The organism is Delftia deserti, from assembly GCF_042653485.1.
Taxonomy (GTDB): Bacteria; Pseudomonadota; Gammaproteobacteria; order Burkholderiales; family Burkholderiaceae_C; genus Comamonas; species Comamonas acidovorans.
Map to the genome: position 1 here is coordinate 3417374 of NZ_JBHSIH010000001.1, position 19491 is coordinate 3436864.

Annotated in this window: 17 protein-coding genes; 10 read left to right on the forward strand and 7 right to left on the reverse strand. The window is 67.0% G+C overall.

Features of this window, described 5'->3' with window-relative positions:
• Window positions 1-16 precede the first annotated feature (16 nt).
• Together ACFPFG_RS16560 and ACFPFG_RS16565 are read left to right on the forward strand one after the other, a co-directional pair.
• Window positions 17-1375 carry a lyase family protein gene (locus ACFPFG_RS16560; protein WP_380107447.1) on the forward strand — a complete coding sequence of 453 codons (1359 nt, stop codon included), beginning with the start codon at window positions 17-19 and terminating at the stop codon, window positions 1373-1375.
• Window positions 1376-1391: 16 nt separating this feature from the next.
• Window positions 1392-1844 carry a carboxymuconolactone decarboxylase family protein gene (locus tag ACFPFG_RS16565; protein WP_183020616.1) on the forward strand — a complete coding sequence of 151 codons (453 nt, stop codon included), beginning with the start codon at window positions 1392-1394 and terminating at the stop codon, window positions 1842-1844.
• Window positions 1845-1860: 16 nt separating this feature from the next.
• Here the strand turns inward: ACFPFG_RS16565 and ACFPFG_RS16570 are convergent, their stop codons facing one another.
• Both ACFPFG_RS16570 and ACFPFG_RS16575 read right to left on the reverse strand, forming a co-directional pair.
• The gene (locus ACFPFG_RS16570) at window positions 1861-2907 is read right to left on the reverse strand and encodes a pirin family protein (RefSeq protein ID WP_197953928.1); all 1047 of its coding nucleotides are present in this window, start codon (window positions 2905-2907) and stop codon (window positions 1861-1863) included.
• A 132-nt stretch (window positions 2908-3039) separates the two neighbouring features.
• Entirely contained in the window at window positions 3040-3762 is a 723-nt protein-coding gene (locus ACFPFG_RS16575; RefSeq protein ID WP_183020614.1) for a glutathione binding-like protein, read from the reverse strand.
• A 143-nt stretch (window positions 3763-3905) separates the two neighbouring features.
• Between ACFPFG_RS16575 and ACFPFG_RS16580 the strand changes: the two genes are divergently transcribed.
• Complete coding sequence (locus ACFPFG_RS16580; protein WP_197953930.1) at window positions 3906-4892, forward strand: Bug family tripartite tricarboxylate transporter substrate binding protein; 987 nt, start codon at window positions 3906-3908, stop codon at window positions 4890-4892.
• A 27-nt stretch (window positions 4893-4919) separates the two neighbouring features.
• Here the strand turns inward: ACFPFG_RS16580 and ACFPFG_RS16585 are convergent, their stop codons facing one another.
• Window positions 4920-5489 (reverse strand): DUF1439 domain-containing protein, encoded by a 570-nt coding sequence (locus ACFPFG_RS16585; RefSeq protein WP_232245671.1) that lies wholly within the window; start codon window positions 5487-5489, stop codon window positions 4920-4922.
• A 273-nt stretch (window positions 5490-5762) separates the two neighbouring features.
• Here ACFPFG_RS16585 and ACFPFG_RS16590 point away from each other — a divergent pair, with 273 nt between their 5' ends.
• The 3 genes from ACFPFG_RS16590 (at window position 5763) to ACFPFG_RS16600 (ending at window position 9350) form a co-directional block, all read left to right on the forward strand.
• Window positions 5763-6836, forward strand: coding sequence for a porin (locus ACFPFG_RS16590; protein ID WP_380107450.1), 1074 nt, complete (start codon window positions 5763-5765; stop codon window positions 6834-6836).
• A gap of 280 nt (window positions 6837-7116) precedes the next feature.
• Complete coding sequence (gene yjjJ, locus ACFPFG_RS16595; protein WP_183020611.1) at window positions 7117-8502, forward strand: type II toxin-antitoxin system HipA family toxin YjjJ; 1386 nt, start codon at window positions 7117-7119, stop codon at window positions 8500-8502.
• 200 nt (window positions 8503-8702) lie between these two features.
• On the forward strand, window positions 8703-9350 hold the full coding sequence (locus ACFPFG_RS16600) for a DUF924 family protein (protein ID WP_380107453.1): 648 nt from the start codon (window positions 8703-8705) through the stop codon (window positions 9348-9350).
• Between the two features lie 81 nt (window positions 9351-9431).
• On the opposite strand, the gene ACFPFG_RS16605 is transcribed toward ACFPFG_RS16600, so the two are convergent.
• The 3 genes from ACFPFG_RS16605 to ACFPFG_RS16615 form a co-directional block, all read right to left on the reverse strand.
• On the reverse strand, window positions 9432-10580 hold the full coding sequence (locus ACFPFG_RS16605) for an acyltransferase family protein (RefSeq protein WP_353178887.1): 1149 nt from the start codon (window positions 10578-10580) through the stop codon (window positions 9432-9434).
• A gap of 497 nt (window positions 10581-11077) precedes the next feature.
• A complete protein-coding gene (locus ACFPFG_RS16610; protein ID WP_380107455.1) occupies window positions 11078-11923 on the reverse strand; it encodes a tRNA-uridine aminocarboxypropyltransferase in 846 nt (281 codons plus the stop codon).
• A gap of 8 nt (window positions 11924-11931) precedes the next feature.
• Entirely contained in the window at window positions 11932-12543 is a 612-nt protein-coding gene (locus ACFPFG_RS16615; protein ID WP_183020608.1) for a class I SAM-dependent DNA methyltransferase, read from the reverse strand.
• 367 nt (window positions 12544-12910) lie between these two features.
• Between ACFPFG_RS16615 and ACFPFG_RS16620 the strand changes: the two genes are divergently transcribed.
• Together ACFPFG_RS16620 and ACFPFG_RS16625 are read left to right on the forward strand one after the other, a co-directional pair.
• Complete coding sequence (locus tag ACFPFG_RS16620; RefSeq protein ID WP_380107457.1) at window positions 12911-13552, forward strand: peptidoglycan recognition protein family protein; 642 nt, start codon at window positions 12911-12913, stop codon at window positions 13550-13552.
• 32 nt (window positions 13553-13584) lie between these two features.
• The gene (locus ACFPFG_RS16625) at window positions 13585-13986 is read left to right on the forward strand and encodes a hypothetical protein (protein ID WP_380107459.1); all 402 of its coding nucleotides are present in this window, start codon (window positions 13585-13587) and stop codon (window positions 13984-13986) included.
• Window positions 13987-14125: 139 nt separating this feature from the next.
• Here ACFPFG_RS16625 and ACFPFG_RS16630 read toward each other — a convergent pair whose 3' ends face one another.
• Window positions 14126-14512 carry a VOC family protein gene (locus ACFPFG_RS16630; protein WP_012202828.1) on the reverse strand — a complete coding sequence of 129 codons (387 nt, stop codon included), beginning with the start codon at window positions 14510-14512 and terminating at the stop codon, window positions 14126-14128.
• A gap of 139 nt (window positions 14513-14651) precedes the next feature.
• Between ACFPFG_RS16630 and sbcD the strand changes: the two genes are divergently transcribed.
• On the forward strand, window positions 14652-15929 hold the full coding sequence (sbcD, locus tag ACFPFG_RS16635; protein WP_380107461.1) for an exonuclease subunit SbcD: 1278 nt from the start codon (window positions 14652-14654) through the stop codon (window positions 15927-15929).
• The gene (locus ACFPFG_RS16640) at window positions 15926-19423 is read left to right on the forward strand and encodes an AAA family ATPase (RefSeq protein WP_380107463.1); all 3498 of its coding nucleotides are present in this window, start codon (window positions 15926-15928) and stop codon (window positions 19421-19423) included. The genes sbcD and ACFPFG_RS16640 overlap by 4 nt, the downstream gene beginning before the upstream one ends.
• Window positions 19424-19491: the final 68 nt, after the last annotated feature.

Consider the following 19491-nt stretch of genomic DNA (forward strand, 5'->3'; position numbering starts at 1 on the left):
GACCGGCAAGGACAGCATGTCATTGGTGAAGGACTATCTGGGCCCGGCCGACAGCGGCCACTGGTTTGCGGATGCGCGCTGGCTGCAGGCGCTGCTGCGCTTCGAATCCGCGCTGGCCGCAGCCCAGGCCGACTGCTGCCTGGTGCCGCGCCCGGCGGCCGAGGCCATTGCGCGCGCCTGCGCGCAGGCGCCGCTCACCTGCGAAGGCGTGGTGGAGCAGGCGCGTGCCAGCGGCGCGCTGGGCCTGGCCGTGGTGCGGCCGCTGCAGCAGTGGCTGCAGGCCCATGCCCCCGAAGGCCTGCCCTGGCTGCACTGGGGCGCGACCACGCAGGACGCGGTGGACACGGCGCAGGCCCTGCTCACGCAGCAGGCCCTGCAGGCGCTGCTGGCCGAGCTGGACGCGCTGCAGTGCGCACTGCAGGCCCTGGCCCGCACGCATGCGGCCACGCCCATGCTGGCGCGCAGCCTGCTGCAGCCCGCGCAGATCACCAGCTTCGGCTTCAAGTGCGCGCAGTCGGCTGCCGCCGTGGGGCGCAGCATCGAACAGCTCGAAAAGCTTGCCACCGCTGCGCTGTGCGTGCAATTGGGCGGCGCCGTGGGCAATGGCGCCGTGCTGGGAAGCCACCGTGCCGAGGTGGAGCAGGCACTGGCCCGGCGCCTGGGCCTGTCGGCCTGCGGCCGCAGCTGGCATACCCAGCGCGACGACTGGATGCGCCTGGCCATGGAGGCCGCCGTATGCGGCGGCAGCCTGGCCAAGCTGGCCAAGGACTGGTCGCTGATGTCGCAGTACGAGGTGGGCGAGGTCAGCGAGGCACCGCGCGGCAGCACCTCCAGCGCCATGCCGCACAAGCGCAATCCCGTGCACCTGATGCAGGCGGTGGCACAGGCCCAGGCCATCCCCCAGCTCGCGGCCCTGCTGCTGGGCTGCATGGCCCAGGCCCATGAGCGCGCGCTGGGCGAGTGGCAGGCCGAGGTCGCGCACTGGCCCGACCTGTGGCGCCATGTGCATGGCGCCGCCGCCGCATTGCGCCAGGCCGCGCAGTCGCTGCAGGTGCATCCCCAGCGCATGCTGGGCCATGTGCAGGGCCTGCACGGACTGGTGTTTTCAGAGGCCTGCGTGCATGCGCTGGCGCCCTGGACAGGCAAGCCCGGGGCCCTGGCCGCCGTGGAGCTGCTGGCCCCGCAGGCGCTGGAGCAGGGGCGCGAGCTGCGCCTGCTGCTGGCCGAATGGGCCGCGCCCCGGCTGGACGCAGCGGCCCTGCAGGCGCTGCAAGATGCGCTGGCGCGGGCCTGCGACCCGGCACGCGCCGTGCAGGCATCGCATGATGCATGCCTGGCGCTGCTGGCAGCGCCGCAGATCCATGCCATTGCTTGACACAGGAAACCCCGCCATGACCGAATCTTCCGCCGACGCCCTGCAGCGCGGCCTTGCCAACCGCCGCCGCGTGCTGGGCGATGAATGGGTGGACCAATCCGTGGCGCGCGCCAACGAACTGAATGTGGAGTTCCAGCGCATGATCACGGCCTATGCCTGGGACGGCATCTGGAGCCGCCCCGGCCTGGAGCGCCGCACGCGCCGCATCATGGTGCTGGCCATCACGGCTTCCATGGGCCGCTGGGAAGAGTTCGAGCTGCACATCCGCACGGGCCTGCTGGCCGACCCGGCCGATGCCGAGGCCGCGCCGCTGGACCTGGAGACCATCCGCGAAGTGCTGCTGCAGACCGCCGTCTATGCCGGCGTGCCCGCAGGCAACACCGGCATGGCCATCACGCTGAAGATCCTCAAGGAGCTGGGGCGCACGCCCGCGCCGGCCAGCTTTCATCCACCCGCAAACGCGGCCTGACGCGGCCTGACCGGACTCAGGCAGCCGGAGGCTGCTCCTCGGCCGCAGCGCCCGGGTAGCGCGCAAAGCGCCGGTTCTCTGCGCCATGCACCGGGTCCTGCTCGGCCCAGGGCCACCCGCCGAACTGGGTGCGCCGGTAGTCCTGCATGGCCTGCATGATTTCCTGCTGCGTGTTCATCACGAAGGGGCCGTACTGCGCCACGCTCTCGCCAATGGGGCGGCCTTGCAGCACCAGGCATTCCACGGCGTCGGCGCCGCCGTTGTGCAGCTCCCAGTCCTGCGTGGCATCCACATGCAGGGCCGCATGCTGGGCCAGCGCCGTGGGCCCGACCTGCAGTGCCTGGCCAGCAAAGAAATACAGCATGCGCTGCGTGTCCGCGCCGGCTGCGCGCGGCAGCGTCCAGCGTGCGCCGGGCTCCAGGCGCAGCGTCCAGATGGCCACGTCGCCCTCGGGTTGCGAGGCCCAGGATTCGGGCGGCGGCGGCAGGGCCGGCGCCGCGCCGGGCAGGCTGCCTGCGACCACGGTGACCACGGTCCTGCGGCCTGCGGCGTCTGCGTGCTCCAGGCGCGGGATGCGCTCGTTCCAGAACATGGTGAAGTGCGGCTCCACCATCTTGGAGCGCGCAGGCAGGTTCAGCCAGATCTGGAACAGCTCCAGCGGATTGGGCGCGTCGCTGTTGAGCAGCGGGAACATCTCCGAATGCTGGATTCCCTTGCCGGCCGTGAGCCACTGCACGTCGCCGCCGCCAAAGCGCGCGGCCGCACCCAGCGAATCGGAATGGTCGATCAGGCCCTTGCGCACCAGGGTCACGGTCTCGAAGCCGCGGTGCGGATGGCCGGGAAAGCCCGGCACGCCATCGCCGTGGTACATGGAAAAGCCGTCCTTGCGGCTGAAGTCGCTGCCCATCTGGCGGCCTTCCAGGTCCACGGCCTGCACGCCCAGGCGGCCATCGCTGGGCGGATAGGCATCGTCATGGTGGGCACAGAACAGGAAGGGGTCCATGGTGGGCCACAGCGGGCCCAGCGGCTGGCTCTGGAGGACGGGGGTGGTGGCTGCGGTCATCGTGGCTCCTGTGAGGCTGCGCCCGCAAGAAAAAGGGGGGCGCTGCATTCTCGGACAGATGCGGCCCCCGCGCCCGTTTTGAAAGCCACCATGGCTGGGACAGTGCGGCCCAGGAATGCAACGCCCGCCGGGTCAGTTGCGCGGCGGCGTCACCAGGCCCTTTTGCACGGCCGGGCGCGCCACGAAGGCGGCCAGCACGCGCTGCAGCTCGGGAAAGCGCTCCCAGCCCAGCAGCGCGGCCGCGTTGTAGCCCTGCTCCACCACCATGTTGCGCACCCAGGGCCACAGGGCGATGTCGGCAATGGTGAACTGCTCGCCCATCACCCAGGCGCGGCCTGTGAGGCGGCGCTCCAGCACGCCCAGCAGGCGCACGGACTCGTTCACGTAGCGGTCGCGCGGGCGCTTGTCCTCGAAGTCCTTGCCCGCGAATTTGTGGAAGAACCCCAGCTGGCCGAACATGGGGCCGACGCCACCCATCTGGAACATCAGCCACTGCAGCGTTTCATAGCGCGCGGCCGGGTCGGCGGGCAGCAGCGGGCTGCCGGACTTCTCGGCCAGGTAGACCAGGATGGCGCCCGACTCGAACAGCGCCAGCGGCTTCCCGCCCGGGCCTTGCGGGTCCAGGATGGCCGGGATCTTGTTGTTGGGAAAGGTGTCCACGAACTCGGGCGAGAGCTGGTCATTGCTCTCGAAGCCCACGCGGTGCGCCTCATACGGCAGGCCCATCTCCTCCAGAGCGATCGACACCTTGACGCCGTTGGGCGTGGGCAGGGAATACAGCTGGATGCGGTCCGGCTGCGTGGCCGGCCACTTGCGCGTGACGGAAAAGGCGGAAAGCGGATTCTGTGGAGTCATGGGGCACCTTGAAGGCTGGACGGGTTCGCCAAGAAATCGATGGCCGCTGCATCGTAACGTTCGACGCCCAGCCATGCCTGGCACGCTAAATAATGGCGGACCAGGCTCCTGTCGCCTGGCCATAAAAACCAACGGAGACATGCATGACAAGACATTCCACCCGCCGCCACGCACTGGCCCTGCTCGGCACCACCGCCGCCGCCTGGGCGGCCCTGCCCCTGGTCGCCACAGCGGCCGGCTACCCCGAGCGCCCCGTGACCGTGGTCGTGCCCTACTCGCCCGGCGGCGGCGTGGACATCATCACGCGCCTGGTCACGCCGCCCATGGCCGAGCTGCTGGGCCAGTCCCTGGTGGTGGACAACAAGCCCGGCGGCGGCACCAACATCGGCATGGGCGCGGTGGCACGCGGCGCGGCCGACGGCTATCTGCTGCTGACGGCATCCAACACGCTGACCACCAACAAGGCGCTGTACGCCAAGCTCAATTTCGATCCGCTCAAGGACCTCATCCCGGTGGGCCGCATCGGCGAGGCGCCGCTGGTCGTGGTGGTCAACGCCAAGTCGCCCCACAAGAACCTGGCCGAACTGATCGCCGCCGGCAAGGCCAAGGCCGGCGCGCTGTCCTATGGCACGGCTGGCGTGGGCAGCTCGGGCCACATGGCCAGCGCCCTGCTGGAGCGCGCAGGCGGCTTCCAGGCCGTGCACATCCCCTACAAGGGCGGCTCGGCCGCCGTGACCGACCTGCTGGGCGGGCGGCTGGACTTCATGGCCATCAACCCGCTGGAGGTGGCAGGCCATGTGGGCAGCGGCGCGCTGCGCGCCCTGGCGGTGCTCAACCACAATGGTTCGCGCCTGTTGCCGGGCGTGCCCACGGCGCGCTCGATGGGCGTGAACGTGCAGGCCACCGTGTGGTGGGGCCTGGTGGCACCGGCCGGCACGCCGCCGGCCGTGGTGCAGGCGCTGAACCAGGCGCTGAACAAGAGCCTGGCGCAGCCGGCCGTGCTGCAGAAGCTGGCCGACATCGGCGCATCGCCCATGGGCGGCACGCCGGCCGAGTTCGGCGCCTTCATTCAGGCCGAGAGCGCCGAGCTGGGCGAGGTGATTCGCGCTGCGAATATCCGCGCAGACTGAGGCGCGGGCGAAGGTGCGCCGCTGCGCTCAGCGCGACGCGACGGGCTTCTGGACCAGGGCCACGCTCAGGCCGTCCGGCGTCACCGTGATGGCGCCGGGCTCCATGTTCAGCGAGTCCATCAGGGCCAGTTCCTTGTCCTGCAGCTGGTAGAGCACGAGCTGGCCCAGCGCCTGCTCGGCCAGCGCGCTGGCATAGGTGGTGAGCATGTCGCTCATGGCGGGCGCCAAGTCGTTGATGACCAGGCTGTTGACCTTGATCTGGTGGGCGCGCAGCGTGCGGTCCGTGGGCTCGTAGCGCAGCGCGAAGTCCAGGTTCAGGTGGCCGCCATAGCCCTGCTTGAGCACGGGCCCCGACAGATCGGCCTGCAGCACCGCATTGAGCGCGTTGCGCTCGGGCAGCAGTCCCAGCACCGGCGAATGCAGCTTGAGCTGCAGCATGCCGGCCACGGGGAACTGCCGGGGAAAGCGCTGGGCCACCACCTCCTGCAGCCTTTGCCGCGAAACCGAGACATTCCCAGGCCCGGACTTACCCGAACACCCGGTCGCAGCCAGGCTCCAGCCCGCTGCCACGACCATCAACAAAAAGCGGCGATTCATCACGACAGCACAAGCCTCAGAAAGCCCGACACGAAACCCTGAAGCGCCATGCATGCCATACGCATGGCGCTATGTTTTTTGAGAGCGACATTGTCCCGCCAGGGGCTATTCCCTGTCCCTGCAGTGGGTGTTGCCCGGCACCTGCGCGCAGCCACTTCGAGAACGAAACGACATAGCAGCTAGTGCCCGCCGGACATAGGCAGTACCGGCTCCCATACGGAAACTCGGCCGCTCGCAAAGTTCCCGCCTTCCAGAAGAAATCAAGGAGACACCATGAAGAAGAACATCGCCCTCGCCCTGCTGGCCACAGGCTGCGCGGCCGGCCCCGCCCTGGCGCAGTCCACCAGCAGCGTGAGCCTGTACGGCATCATCGACGTGTCGGTGCGCGCGCAAAGCGGCCTGTCGGGCGCCAATGCGCCGGCTGCGGGCAGCATGGGCTCGGTCAACAGCGGCGTGGGCCCCACCAGCCGCTGGGGCATACGCGGCAGCGAGGACCTGGGCGGCGGCCTGCGCGCCATCTTCAACCTCGAATCCACGCTGGGCGCCGACGTGGGCGGCATCGGCGGCGTGGCCGGCACCTTCGACCGGGCGGCCATCGTGGGCCTGGCCGGCCACTGGGGCGCGGTCACGGCTGGCCGGCAGAACACGCTGATCTCCGACTCCGTGGGCCTGGTCGATCCGATCGCCCTGCGCTTTGCGGGCCTGAACCCCAACATCCAGGTCACCAGCCTCACGGGCCACGGCCTGAACAACGAATGGGGCGCCACCAACACCAAGGTGGGCTCCAACCGCGTCAACAACTCCATCAAGTACTCGGGCAGCTTTGGCGGCCTCACGGCGCGCGCCATGTACAGCTTCGGGGAGACCGGCGTGTCGGCCTCGCGCCTGGACACGCGCGGCCTGGGCCTGGACTGGCGCCAGGACGACCTGGTGCTGACCAGCGCCTACACACAGTTCCACGACGCCAGCGGCCGCACGCTGGACGCCGCCAACATCGGTGGCGCCTGGAGCCGTGGCGACCTGCGCCTGATGCTCAACTACGGCCGCAACAAGGCCGAGACCAGCGACACCGCGAAAACCACGAACAAGATCCTGGCCGTGGGCGCGCGCTACGCCGTCACGCCCGTCATCGGCCTGAACGGCGGCTACTACAAGGTGGACCGCGAGCGCACGGGCCAGGGCGACGACGGCTTCCAGCGCCTGATCGGCTTCGTGGACTACCAGCTGTCCAAGCGCACCAGCCTGTTCCTGGAGCTGGACACGACCAGGTGGAAGAACGGTTACCAGGGCGCAGGCAACAAGACACGCGCCAACGGCATCAGCCTGGGTATCACGCACAGTTTCTGACCCCCTGAGCGGCTGGCGCCGCTTCCCCCAGGGGACGATGCCCTCGGCTAGGCGCCCCCGCCGCGAGGCGGCTCTTGCTCGGCGTCTCTGACTTGGAGCACGCCAGTTTCACAGGCTGTGATCGTGATTCGCAGACCTGCAAGCCGCCGCGAAATCCAGCTTTGCCGCGCCCTTGGGCGCGGTTTTTTTATCTATTCATATATCTATTCATGTATTTGCATAAATCCTTGATTTTCAATAAATTAACCCCTTTTTTCATCCATTCATGAATTGATTCCCCATGGCCACTGAAGACCTTTCCCTGCAGGTGCTGGCAGCACTGCGCCGCCAGGGCGGTGCGCTGGCGGCGCGCGAGCTCCAGCAGATGCTGGGCGTGAGCCAGCCCACCGTATCGCGCGCGCTGGCACCCCTGATCCAGTCCGGCCAGGTGCGCAAGGTGGGGGCGGCACGCACGCAGCGCTATGTGCTGCCGCGCCAGGTGGCGGGCGTGGGCGCCGAGGTGGCCATCATGCGCGTGGACACCGAAGGCCATGCGTCGCCCTTCGGCCGCATGATCGCCCTGCACGGCGGCGGCTTCTGGGTGGATGAGGCCGACGGCCTCAGCGAGCAGCACGACGGCCTGCCCTGGTTCCTGGACGACATGCGGCCCCAGGGCTTCATCGGCCGCAGCTTTGCGCACAGCCACCCCGAACTGCAGCTGGGCGGCGACCCGCGCCAGTGGGGCGAGGACGATGTGCTGCGCGCCCTGGCCCGCTTTGGCGAAGACCTGCCGGGCAACCTCATCGTGGGCGAAGCCGCCTTCGAGCGCTTCCACTCCCTGCCCGCGCGCACGCTGCGCGCCGCCTCTGCGGCCGACTATCCGCGCCTGGCCATGCAGGCCATGCAGGGCACGCATCCGGGCTCGTCGGCGGGCGGCGAGCAGCCCAAGTTCTGCTGCATCACGGCCGGGCGCAGCGTCATCGTCAAGTTCTCACCGGCAGGCAACGCGCCGGCCGAGCAGCGCATCCGCGACCTGCTGGTCTGCGAGCACCTGGCACTGCAGACCCTGGCCGAAGACGGCCTGCCCGCAGCGCGCACGCGGCTGTTCCTCGATGGCGGCCGCGCCTTCCTCGAATCGGAGCGCTTCGACCGCAGCCAGCCGGCGCCGGGCGATGTGCCAGGCGATGTACCCGATGTGCCAGTCTCACAGGACCACCCGGGCAGCAACCCTGGACGCATCGGCATGGTGTCCCTGCAGGTGCTCAATGCCCAGTACGTGGGCGAGGTGGACAACTGGGCAGCCACGGCCAACCGCCTGGCCGCACGCGGCCTCATCACCGAGGCCGACGCGCGCAGCCTGCGGCTGCTCGAAGCCTACGGCCAGCTCATCGCCAACACCGACCGGCACTACGGCAACATCTCCTTCGTGCTGCCGCAGCCCCATGGCGACTGGGCGCTGTCGCCCACCTACGACATGCTGCCCATGCTCTACATGCCCATCAACGGCGAGATCGTGGAGCGCGACTTCGGCGCCCAGCCCCAGCGACCCACGGCCGCCACGCTGGCCGAATGGCCGCATGCCCAGGCGCTGGCACGCCGCTTCTGGCAGACCGTGGCGCAGGATGCACGCATCTCCGGGGACTTTCGCAACATTGCCACGAAAAATCTTGAATTCATGAGTGCCTGATTGACAGGCACCAGCAATGAAATCCGAATACCGATTTGTGGATAACACCGGTAATTTCCCTTGAAAATCCTGTGCATATTCTCTTGAAAAACATCTGCACAAGCTGTTCTTTGACTGCGCAAAACCTGCCATCCACAAGGGCAGTACGCCAGCGCCTGCACAATCGAAGGCTTCCTCATCCGACAAGAGCCTGGCCACCGATGACAAGCATTGCCCCTTCTCACGCCGCAGACCCGCGCATCGCCGACGTGCTCAGCTACTGGCTGGGCTCCGCGCATCCCGACAACGCGGGCGCCCTGGCCTGCAAGAGCCTGTGGTTCATCAAGTCCGATGCCACTGATGACCAGATCCGCGAGCGCTTCGGCGCCCTGGTCGAAGAGGCGCTGGCCGGCCAACTGGACGGCTGGGCCGGCACGGCGCTGGGGCGGCTGGCGCTGATCGTGTTGCTGGACCAGTTCACGCGCAACCTGTTCCGGGGCACGGCACGCAGCTTTGCAGGCGACCCGCAGGCGCTGCAACTGGCGCTGGACGGCATCGCCCTGGGCCATGACCGCCATGCCGACCTGCCAGCCGTGGCGCGCATCTTCTGCTACCTGCCGCTGGAGCATGCCGAGGACATGGCCCTGCAGGACCGCAGCGTGGCTGCCTTCCAGGCCCTGGCCGACCAGGCCGGTGACGCTGGCGGCGAGGGCGTGCGCGAGTTCCTCGCCGGCACGCTGGACTACGCCCACCGGCACCGCGACGTCATCATGCGCTACGGCCGCTTTCCGCACCGCAATGCCATCCTGGGCCGCACCAGCACGCCCGAGGAACTGCAGTATCTGTCCCAGCCCGGCTCAGGGTTCTGAGAGCGAAGCGGATCTCCTTCACCCACAAAAAAAGGGAACGTGCCAACGTTCCCTTTTTTGCTTTCGGCGCGCCGCCGGCATTCAGGCCGGCTGCGCCTGCGGCTGGCGCTCGCCGCCCTTGCGCTCGCCATCGCGCATGCGCAGCGCCCAGCGCTCGATCGTGTAGAACGACAGCGCCGACAGCGCCACCGAGATCGCCAGGCCCAGCGCCACCACCACGGGCCACGAGAAGTCGGCGCGCAGATAGCGCACCACCGGGTAGTGCCAGAGGTAGACGCCATAGGACAGACGGCCCAGCTTCACCAGCGAGGGCGACGACAGCATGTCGAAGACCAGGCCCGAGCCCTGGCTTGCCGCCACCAGCAGCACCACGGCGGCGCATTCCACCACGGTGATGCCCCAGACCATGGCGTCCTGGTTGTCCCATTGCAGCGCCATCAACAGCGGCACGGCCAGCGGCACCCACATGGCGTGGTGCATACGCGCCTTCAGTGCAGCGATGAAGTCGGGCCGTTCGATCATCACCGCCGCCAGCAGCGCACCGGCGAACAGGCCCGAGGCACGGGTGTCGAAGCGAAAGAAGATCTCATAGAAATGCTGGCCCTGGTCCACCCAGTACACGCGCCACAGCCAGCTCAGCGCCCACAGCAGGGCAATCGGGCGCCACAGGCGGCCCGGCTTGGAAAAGCGCAGCAGCAGCACCAGCAGCGGCGGCCAGATCAGGTAGAAATGCTCCTCCACCGACAGCGACCACATGTGCAGCAGCGTGTCCGGGCTGTCGAAGAAGGCGATGCCGTAGTCGGCCAGATAGAGGATGGAGACCAGCGCATCGGTGTAGATGTCGTTCAGGTCCGGCCACAGCAAGGGAGCGAAGATGCAGTACGCGCCCAGGAACAAGGCCAGCGCCGGCATCAGGCGATAGAAGCGGCGGCGGTAAAAGCGCCAGAAGCCGATGCGGCCCTCGGATTCGTTCTCCATCAGCAGCAGCGAGGTGATCAGATAGCCGCTGAGCACGAAGAACAGGTCCACCCCGAAGAATGCGCCATCGAACAAAGGCGCATGGGAGTGCGACAAGATCACCAACAGGATCGCCACGCCCCGCAGCCCGTCAAGGGCGGGGTTGTAGTGCAGTTTGAAATCCTTGACCACCAAAACCGGACACCTTTCCAACGCCGGGGCATACGCCCCGGGCCATGAACAAACCCCATGAAAAATGGAGCACGCGGACATGGCGCAGCCGTCCCCGGGAGGGTCGCAACGCATGGTCCAGCGCGATAAGAGAGACGGCACGCCCCAAGGTTCCCGGCGGATGCTGTGACCAGCAATCCGCGAGCCGCGGCTGCGGCGCACCTGGAGGATGCGGGCCGCCTCTACGGGCGGCCCTGCGTGCACGAACAAGCCCCGCTTGAGCGGGGCCAGGCCGATGAATTTCAGCGAAATCCGATTCTAGCCATCACCGCCCGGGGACGAGGTTCGATGGGCATTCAGCCCGGGGTCCGATGCCCCCGTCCGGATGTCCATCCGCCTTTCTTCGCACGCCGCGAGTATGGGCAGCGCCCTGCAGCCGGAACGTAACAGGAGGTTTGTGCTGGCACCGCTGCGCCCTGGCCCATTCCACCCCGTGAAGCCACCGGCGCACACCGGGCCTGAGCGATGGATGCGCTGTCAACAATTTGGAACAAAACGACGCCAATCCCAATGAACACAAGCGTTCACCGCTATCGTTTTTATTCTTCAGGCGTACAGCGGGATGAGACTGCGTCCTGCAGACCACGGCGCGCGTCACTGTCTGCCTGCACCGGCTGCTGGTTCTTGGCGCGCAGATAGTGCTCGGTGAACAGCGCCAGGTAGCTCTCCAGCGCGCGGCCTGCGCGCCGGTCGCCTCCGTCGCCCGTCAGCTCCAGGCACAGGGCCGCCACCTCGCTGGTGCAGAAATGGTCTTCGCGCTGGGAGCGACGCAGACGGTACTGCGACACCTGGTCCGGGTGCAGGCTCAGCACCGGAAAGCGGTCCAGGTAAGGGCTCTTGCGGAACATCTTGCGCGCCTCGGGCCAGGTCGCGTCCAGCAGGATGAACAGCGGACGCCGGCCATGGTTCGGTTCGACCCCGGCTCGGGGCGCCGACAGCGCATGCACCACGCGCTGCGGCGGCTCCACGAACTCGCCGGGAAACACCACATAGGGCTGCCACTGCGGATCATCGAGCAAGGCCAGCAGGCCCGCATCGGCCTCGGTGCGCGCCCAGCCGAAGGCATGCGTCTGCTCCACCACATCGGCGATCAGCCAGCCCGTGTTGCTGGGCTTGAGCGGCTCGGCATCGTGCATCAACAGGCAAAAGCCCGCCCGCGTCGGCAGCATGGGACGCAGCGCGCAAAGGCAGTGCGAAGGCCGCAGCCGGCATCCCTCGCAACGCTCACCGCGCGGCCCGCCGCGTGACAGAAACGGCCGCGTGCTGCGCGCCAGCCGCTGCGTGCGCAGCCGCGAGACCGCATGCGGCGCCACGCCGGAGTCCACGCCGCGCAGATAGGACAGAGGCACGCAGGCATCCTGCGCCGCAGCAGGCACAGCTGACATTTCCAGGCTCATCCCACGCTTTCCAGCTCGAACAGCGGCAGCTCGGCGCGGCGGCTCAGCCACACGCCGCCTCCCAGTTCCTTGAAATGCTCGGCCAGCCCGCGCCGGTACAGATCGGCCCGGTGGCGGAACAGGCGCGGATCGGTCAGATCCTCATCGATCACGCCGCGTTCGTAATCCTCGCGCGCAACCGCCTCCACATACAGACCGCCTCGGCTCAACCGCCCCAGATTGGCCAGCGCGCGCTTGAGATCCGGCGGGCTCAGATAGGGCAGCACGCCCTGGCAGATCACCAGATCGAAGGGCTCTGCAGGATCATGCGCCGCATAGTCCACCACCGAGCCGCGCTCCCAACCGAAGCGCCCGCACAGGTACTCGCTGAACTCCACGCCGTGGTAGCTGGCACCGGGGAAGTGGCGCTGCACCGCATCGCGCCAAAGACCGATGCCGCAGCCTACATCCAGCACGCGGCGCACGGGCACGCGCACATAACTCAGGTAGGAACAGACGAAAGCGCCCAGCCGGTTCACATGCTCGGTATCGACCACGCTGGTCTTCTTGTCGAAGTAGTAGCGCTGGTAGTACGCCTCGTCGAACCACTGGTCACTTGCTGATTGCACGCATTCTCCTTGGGGGTGGGGCGCCCGCAGGCGCATCGGGGCGGGAGTATGGCGTACAGGGCAGTGGGCATGGGCCTGCGTATTTTTTGACCCTGCCGGGTGGTGCTTTTTCCGAGGCCAAGCCTGTCCAGTTGTCGACCAATTTCTTGATCACCCGCATAAGCCAAGACAGTTGCTACTCCGCCAGGCAGACTGATTCGCATATCAGATCACAACAACAGCCGCCCAAACATCTAAAAAACTGCGAGATATGACAAAAAGATCAGGATTGCATGATTTTACAAATTCAACCCAACCACTCAATACCCATCATGGCTAACATATCAACGGCAATTACGATATCTCGCAAATCAATGATTAACAACTTATGGGCCATCATCAGGCCCACACCTTTGGTACTCAAATGCTAATAATCGAAAGAAATGGAATAGCAATCCACTCACTCATAAAGCCAGCCATCGCACCCACCATTGAACGTGGTGAAATGAAAGAAATTCATGGAATCATTGTTCATCAAACTGGAGGATCGACAGCACAGTCTTCAATTGATAGTTACAAAAACCCATCAGCAAATGGAGCACATTTCCTGATAGAGAACGATGGAACAATATATCAAACCGCTTCCCTCTACAAACAAACATGGCACATTGGCAAAATAAAAGCGCGTTGTTTACTGGAAAAGCGATGCACACCAGTTGAATTAAAATCGTTACAACGTTTCAATCCGACCCAAGAGAACAAGCGCGAGATGCTGAAAAAGGTTCCAGCACGATTTCCGGCCAACCAAGACAGCATTGGCATTGAATTGGCAGGTGAAGCACTTCCTCGTGGCGGGAACGTACCAGACGAAAAGAAAACTTACCAAGCCGTTACAAGCGAGCAGAATAATGCACAACAGTGGCTGATCGCGGAATTAACGCTGACACCAAGAATATCTATGAGCGAAGTTTTCAGGCACCCAGAAGTCTCTAGAAAAAATCCTACGGAAGCGATTTCAGCAAAATGGTGAGATCACTATTAACCTTACCCCTGCTAGTTGTTATGGCTAGCACCGCCTCCGCCGCCAATCAATGCACAAAAGGCTCAGAGTTCGAGCTGCCACTGTGCCCACTGATACTTCCCAAGATCAGCCAGATCACCATCCAGGAAAACGCGGCCAAATCGCCCATCGAAAAAGACCCAGCGGTGAGTTGCGCCAACTTTGTCCTGACCATCTCCCAGGTGCGCCGTTATTTTCAACAGGCAAAAACCACCAACGAAAACGACGCGCACTACACGCTAGACTGGTCGCCCTGCTATGCAAGCGGCGAAATTGCATTCAGCGATGGCAGCCGTGGAAGTTGGAGCATCAACCAGTTCCGGGGCGGTGCGCTGTTCCTGGAGGGCCGGGACAAGACGGTATTGCACTGCCCAAAATGCAAGTTCAAGCCATTTCAATGGTGATTATTCTGGCGTGGCACCACCTTGGCCAACCGCAATAAAAACAGCCGAGTGCAGCGATGGCACATCGGCTGTTTGCATTTTGGCGTTTCGACGTCAGGGCTCCAGCGCCGAAAAAACACCGTCCGGCACGGTCAGAAACTCAGGCCTTCGGCGGCCGATGCAACAGGCACAGCTTGTTGCCATCCAGATCCCGCACATAGGCCAGGTACAGCCGGCCACCGGGCGAAGCCTCGCGCCAGCCGGGCGGATCCTCGCAGGTCACGCCCCCGGCTGCCACGGCGGCGGCATGGGCCGCGTCGGCCTGCTCGGGCGACTGCGTCGCAAAGCCGATGGTCGCGCCATTGCCGTGGCAGGCAGCCTCGCCGTTGATCGGTGTGGAAATGGCAAACGTGCCGCCCGCGCTGCGGTAGAAATAGCGGTTCTTGTTGGCCATGCCCGGCGCAATGCCCAGCGCGCCCAGGAATGCGTCGTAGAACTGCTTGGATTTTTCGAGGTCGTTGACCCCGACCATGACGTGGCTGAACATGCCTGTGTCTCCTTGGTTGATGCGAACCGGGATGTTAGCTGCGGCACGCCGTCCTGCTGTCACCCATGCGCGCCAGCGACCATACTGTCGCCCCCGCCACAGCCGGCGGACATTGCTCCGATACCGCGATACCGAAACCATGCGCCTTCTTCACACTTCCGACTGGCACCTGGGCCAGCACTTCATGGGCAAGAGCCGCCAGGCCGAGCACGCTGCGCTCATCGACTGGCTGCTGGAGCAGGTCGATGCCCAGGCGGTGGACGCCGTGCTCATCGCGGGCGATATCTTCGACACCGGCGCGCCGCCCAGCTATGCGCGCGAGCTGTACAGCCAGCTGGTGGTGCGCCTGCATGCGGCCGGCGTGGCCCTGTTGCTGCTGGGCGGCAACCACGACTCCGTGGCCACGCTGGGAGAGAGCCGCGAACTGCTGGCCTGCCTGGACACCACCGTGGTTGCCGCCGTGGGCGAGACGGCCAGCCACGTGGTCGAGCTGCCGCTGCGGCGCCGGCCGGGGCAGCCGGCCGCGCCCGGCTGCATCGTCTGCGCCCTGCCCTTCATGCGCCCGCGCGACCTGGTGCTGAGCCAGCCCGGCCAAAGCGCCGAGCAAAAGCAGCAGGCGCTGCAAGCCGCCATCGAGTCGTGCTACCGCAGCGTGCACGACGCCGCCATGGCACGCCGTGACGCGCTGGCTGCCGCATCCGGCCAGCGCCTGCCCATCATCGCCACGGGCCATCTCACCACCGTGGGCGCCAGCAGCAGCGAGTCCGTGCGCGAGATCTACGTGGGATCGCTGGATGCCTTCCCCACCTCGGCCTTTCCGCCCGCCGACTACGTGGCCCTGGGCCACATCCACCAGCCGCAGAAAGTGGGCGGCCTGGAACACATCCGCTACAGCGGCTCGCCCATTGCGCTGAGCTTTGACGAGGCCCGCCAGTCCAAGCAGATGCTGCTGGTGGACCTGGGCCCCGAAGGGCTGCAGGCAGTCACGCTGCTGCCCGTTCCCTGCTTTCAGCCCATGGCCTCGGTGGCAGGCAGCCTGACCGCCTTGCCGGATCTGATGCGCGCCGCCGCCCAGGCCGGCCGCCCTGCACAGCCCGTGTGGCTGGAAGTGGTGGTGGAGCAGGACGACTACCTGCCCCAGCTCACCGACCGCGTGCAGACCCTGGCCGACGAGCTGCCCGTGGAACTGCTGCGCGTGCGGCGCCAGCGCGGCCGGGCGGTAGCCGGCATGGCCGCCGCCGCTGGCGAGTCGCTGCACGAGATCAGCCCCGCCGACGTCTTCGAGCGCCGCCTGGCGCTGGAAACACTGGAGCCCGGCCTGGCCCAGGCCCTCACCCGGCGCTACCAGGAGGTGGTGGCCGGGCTCGATGCGCCCCAGCCAGGCGCCGGCGAACACGGCGAGGAGGCCCGCGCATGAAGATCCTTACGCTGCGGCTCAAGAACCTCAACTCGCTCAAGGGCGAATGGCGCATCGACTTCACGCAGGCACCGTTCGCGGGCAACAGCCTGTTCGCCATCACCGGGGCCACGGGCGCGGGCAAGTCCACCCTGCTCGATGCCATCTGCCTGGCGCTGTACCACCAGACTCCCAGGCTGAACAACATCTCGGCATCGGCCAACGACCTCATGACGCGCCACACGGCAGACTGCCTGGCCGAGGTCGAGTTCGAGGTCAAGGGGCAGGTCTACCGCGCCTTCTGGAGCCAGCGCCGCGCACGCGACAGGCTCGATGGCGCGCTGCAGGCGCCCAAGGTGGAACTGGCCCGGGGCGACGGCAGCATCCTCAGCAGCCAGACGCGCGACAAGCTGGAACAGACCGCCGCCATCACGGGGCTGGACTTCGAGCGCTTCACCAAGTCCATGCTGCTGGCCCAGGGCGGCTTTGCGGCTTTTCTGCAAGCCAATGCCAATGAGCGCGCCGGCCTGCTGGAAGAGCTGACAGGCACCGAGATCTACGGCCTCATCTCGCAGAAAGTCTTCGAACGCGCCCGCGACGCACGCCAGCGCCTGGACCAGCTCAAGGCCCAGGCCGATGGCGTGGAGTTGCTGACGCCCGAGGCGCGCGATGCCCTGCAGGCCCAGGCCGACAGCCTGGTGACGGAGCAGGCCACGCTGCAGGCCGACTACCTGCGCACCCAGGCCCAGCACCAATGGCAGCAGCAACTGGCCCAGGCCAACCAGACACTGCAGGCCGCCAGCACCGGCTGCGCAGACGCCGCCCAGGCACTGGAGCAGGCCGCGCCCGAACTGGAAAAACTGGCCCACGACGAGCCCGCGCAGGTGCTGCAGCCGCTGCACCAGACCTGGCAGCGCAGCACCGCCGCCTGCGATGACAGCCGCCGGCAACTGCAGCAACTGCGCGAGCACGAACAGCAGACCCAGGCCCGCCTGCTGCTGCAGCACCGCCATGCCCAGGCCCTGTCCGCCCGCCTGGCCCAGGCCGCGCAAGACACCCTGGCCCGACAGCAGGCCGAGCACCAAACGCTGGAACAGTTCTGCAACCACCATGCCGCACATGCCCTGCTGGGCGAGCGCCTGGGCAGCTGGCGCCAGCAGTTCAAGCTGCGCGCCAGCCAGCAACAGCACGCGGCCAGCCAGCAGCAGGCCCTGCGCAAGCTGGATGCCGAACAGGCCCGCATGGCGCAAAGCGCCGAAGCCGGCACGGCCCAGGTCCAGGCCGCCACCGACGCCCAGGCCCGCGCCAGCGCCGCACTCCAGCACGCGCAGGACGAACAGGCGCAGCGCCTTCAAGGCAGCGGCGGCATGGCCGAGCTGCGCGCCCGCGAGCAGGCAGAGCAGGACCGCCTGCACCTGTGGCGCCAGGCAGAAACCCAGGCCGCGCAGCGCCGCGAACTTGCGCGCCAGCAAGCTGCGCTGGAGCAGGAATTGCGCGATGGAGAGGCACAGGCGCGGGCGCAGGACACATCGCTGCAAGCCCTGCGGCAGCAGTACAAGAGCGTCAAGGAACAGGTCGCGGACAAGCAGACCCTGCTCCTCCAGGAGCAGCGCATCCAAAGCCTGTCCGAGCACCGCCACGCCCTGCAGCCCGGCCAGCCCTGCCCGCTGTGCGGCGCGCACGAGCACCCGGCCGTGGCCGCCTACGAAGCGCTGGACGCCTCAGCCACCGAAGCCGCGCTGCGCCGCAAGCAGGATGAACTCGACGCCCTGCAAACCCAGGGCGAAACCGCCCGCGCCACGCTGGCCGCCACCACGGCCGCGCAGGCTGCCCGCCAGCGCCAGGCCGACGAGCTGGTACAGGACATCGCACGCTGGCACGGCACATGGAACGACACATGGCAGGGCCTCACGCAACCCCTGCAACTCGCGCCAGACAGTTGGCAACAGGCCGACACCCTCGCCGCATCGGCCCAGGCCTGCGCCCGCCAGCTGGACACGCTCAAGCGCGCCGTGCAGGCCGCCGAGCAAGGCGAGCAGGCCGTGCAACAGGCCAAGGATGCCGCCCAGCACAGCCGCCAGTCACTGCAGACCGCGCAAGGCCAGCTTGCGCTGCAGCAGCAGGCCCTGGCCGACCACAGCGCACGCCGCGAAGAACTGCAGCAATCCATCGCCGGCCTGCAGGCCGAAGCCCAGGCGCTGAACGCGCAGTTGCAGGCCTCACTCGGCGAGGCCGGCCACACCCTGCCCGACGACGCCCAGCCCTGGCTTGAGGCGCGCGAAGCCGAATGGCAGCACTGGCAACAGGCCCGGTACGACCTGCAGCAGCTGGCGCAATCCCTGGCCTTGCAGCGCAAGGAATGCGAGGCTGCCGAGGCCGATGCGCAGCGCTGGAAAAAACAGTCGGAAACACAGTGGGAAACACGGTGGCAGGCGCAGAGAACGGCGCAGCGCCATCCCGCCGATACGGCTGTGGCAGAGCCGCCTTCCCTGCCCTTGCCGCCCGTGGAACAGCTGCCGCAGGCCCTGGCCGAATGCGCCAGCGACATCGCCGCCCTCACGCGGCAGCGCGACGCCCTGCAAGGCCAGCAGCAGCAGGCCCAGGCCACGCTGGCCCGCCAGCACGAGGAGGCGGCCCAGGCCGAATCCGCATGGCAGGCCGCCCTGGCCGCCAGCCCCTTTGCCGGGGAGCACGCCTACCTGCAGGCCTTGCTGCCCGCCCCCGAACGCCAGCGCCTGGTTGCGCTGCGCCAGCAACTGCAGGCGGCACAACAGCGCGCGGCCACCCTGCTGGAAGCCGCACAGCGCGAGCACACCCAACTGCAAGCCCAGGCCCTGACCGAGGTTGCGCCCGAAGAAATCCAGGCCCGCCTGCAAACGCTGGAGGATCGCCGCAACGCACTCAGCGAACAACTGGGCGGCGCACGCACGCAACTGGCCGACGACCAGCGCCGCCGCCAGGGCCAGCAGGCCCTGTTCGAGCACATCGCCGCCCAGGCGAGCGACAGCGACCTGTGGCAGCACCTGGATGGCCTCATCGGCTCGGCCAAGGGGGACAAATACCGGCGCTTTGCCCAGGGCCTCACCCTGGACCACCTGCTGCACCTGGCCAACCTCCACCTGGCGCGCCTGCACGGCCGCTACCTGCTGCGCCGCAAGCCCGAGGGCGAGCTGGAACTGGACATCGTCGACAGCTGGCAGGGCGACACCCCGCGCGACACGCGCACGCTATCGGGCGGCGAGGCCTTCCTCGTCAGCCTGGCCCTGGCACTGGCCCTGTCGGACCTGGTCAGCCACAAGACCTCCATCGATTCCCTGTTCCTCGACGAAGGCTTCGGCACGCTCGATGCCGACACGCTGGAGATCGCGCTCGACGCACTCGACCGGCTCAACGACAGCGGCAAGATGATCGGCATCATCAGCCACGTGGAGGCGCTCAAGGAGCGCATCGCCGTGCAGGTGCGGGTGGAGAAAGGCGGTGGCGTGGGGCATTCGAGGCTGGTGGTTTCTTCGTGATCCGAAGCGTTTCAAAATCTCTTAGGCTGTTGTTTTTAAAAGAATTTCGGTATAAAAGAGAAATTCTC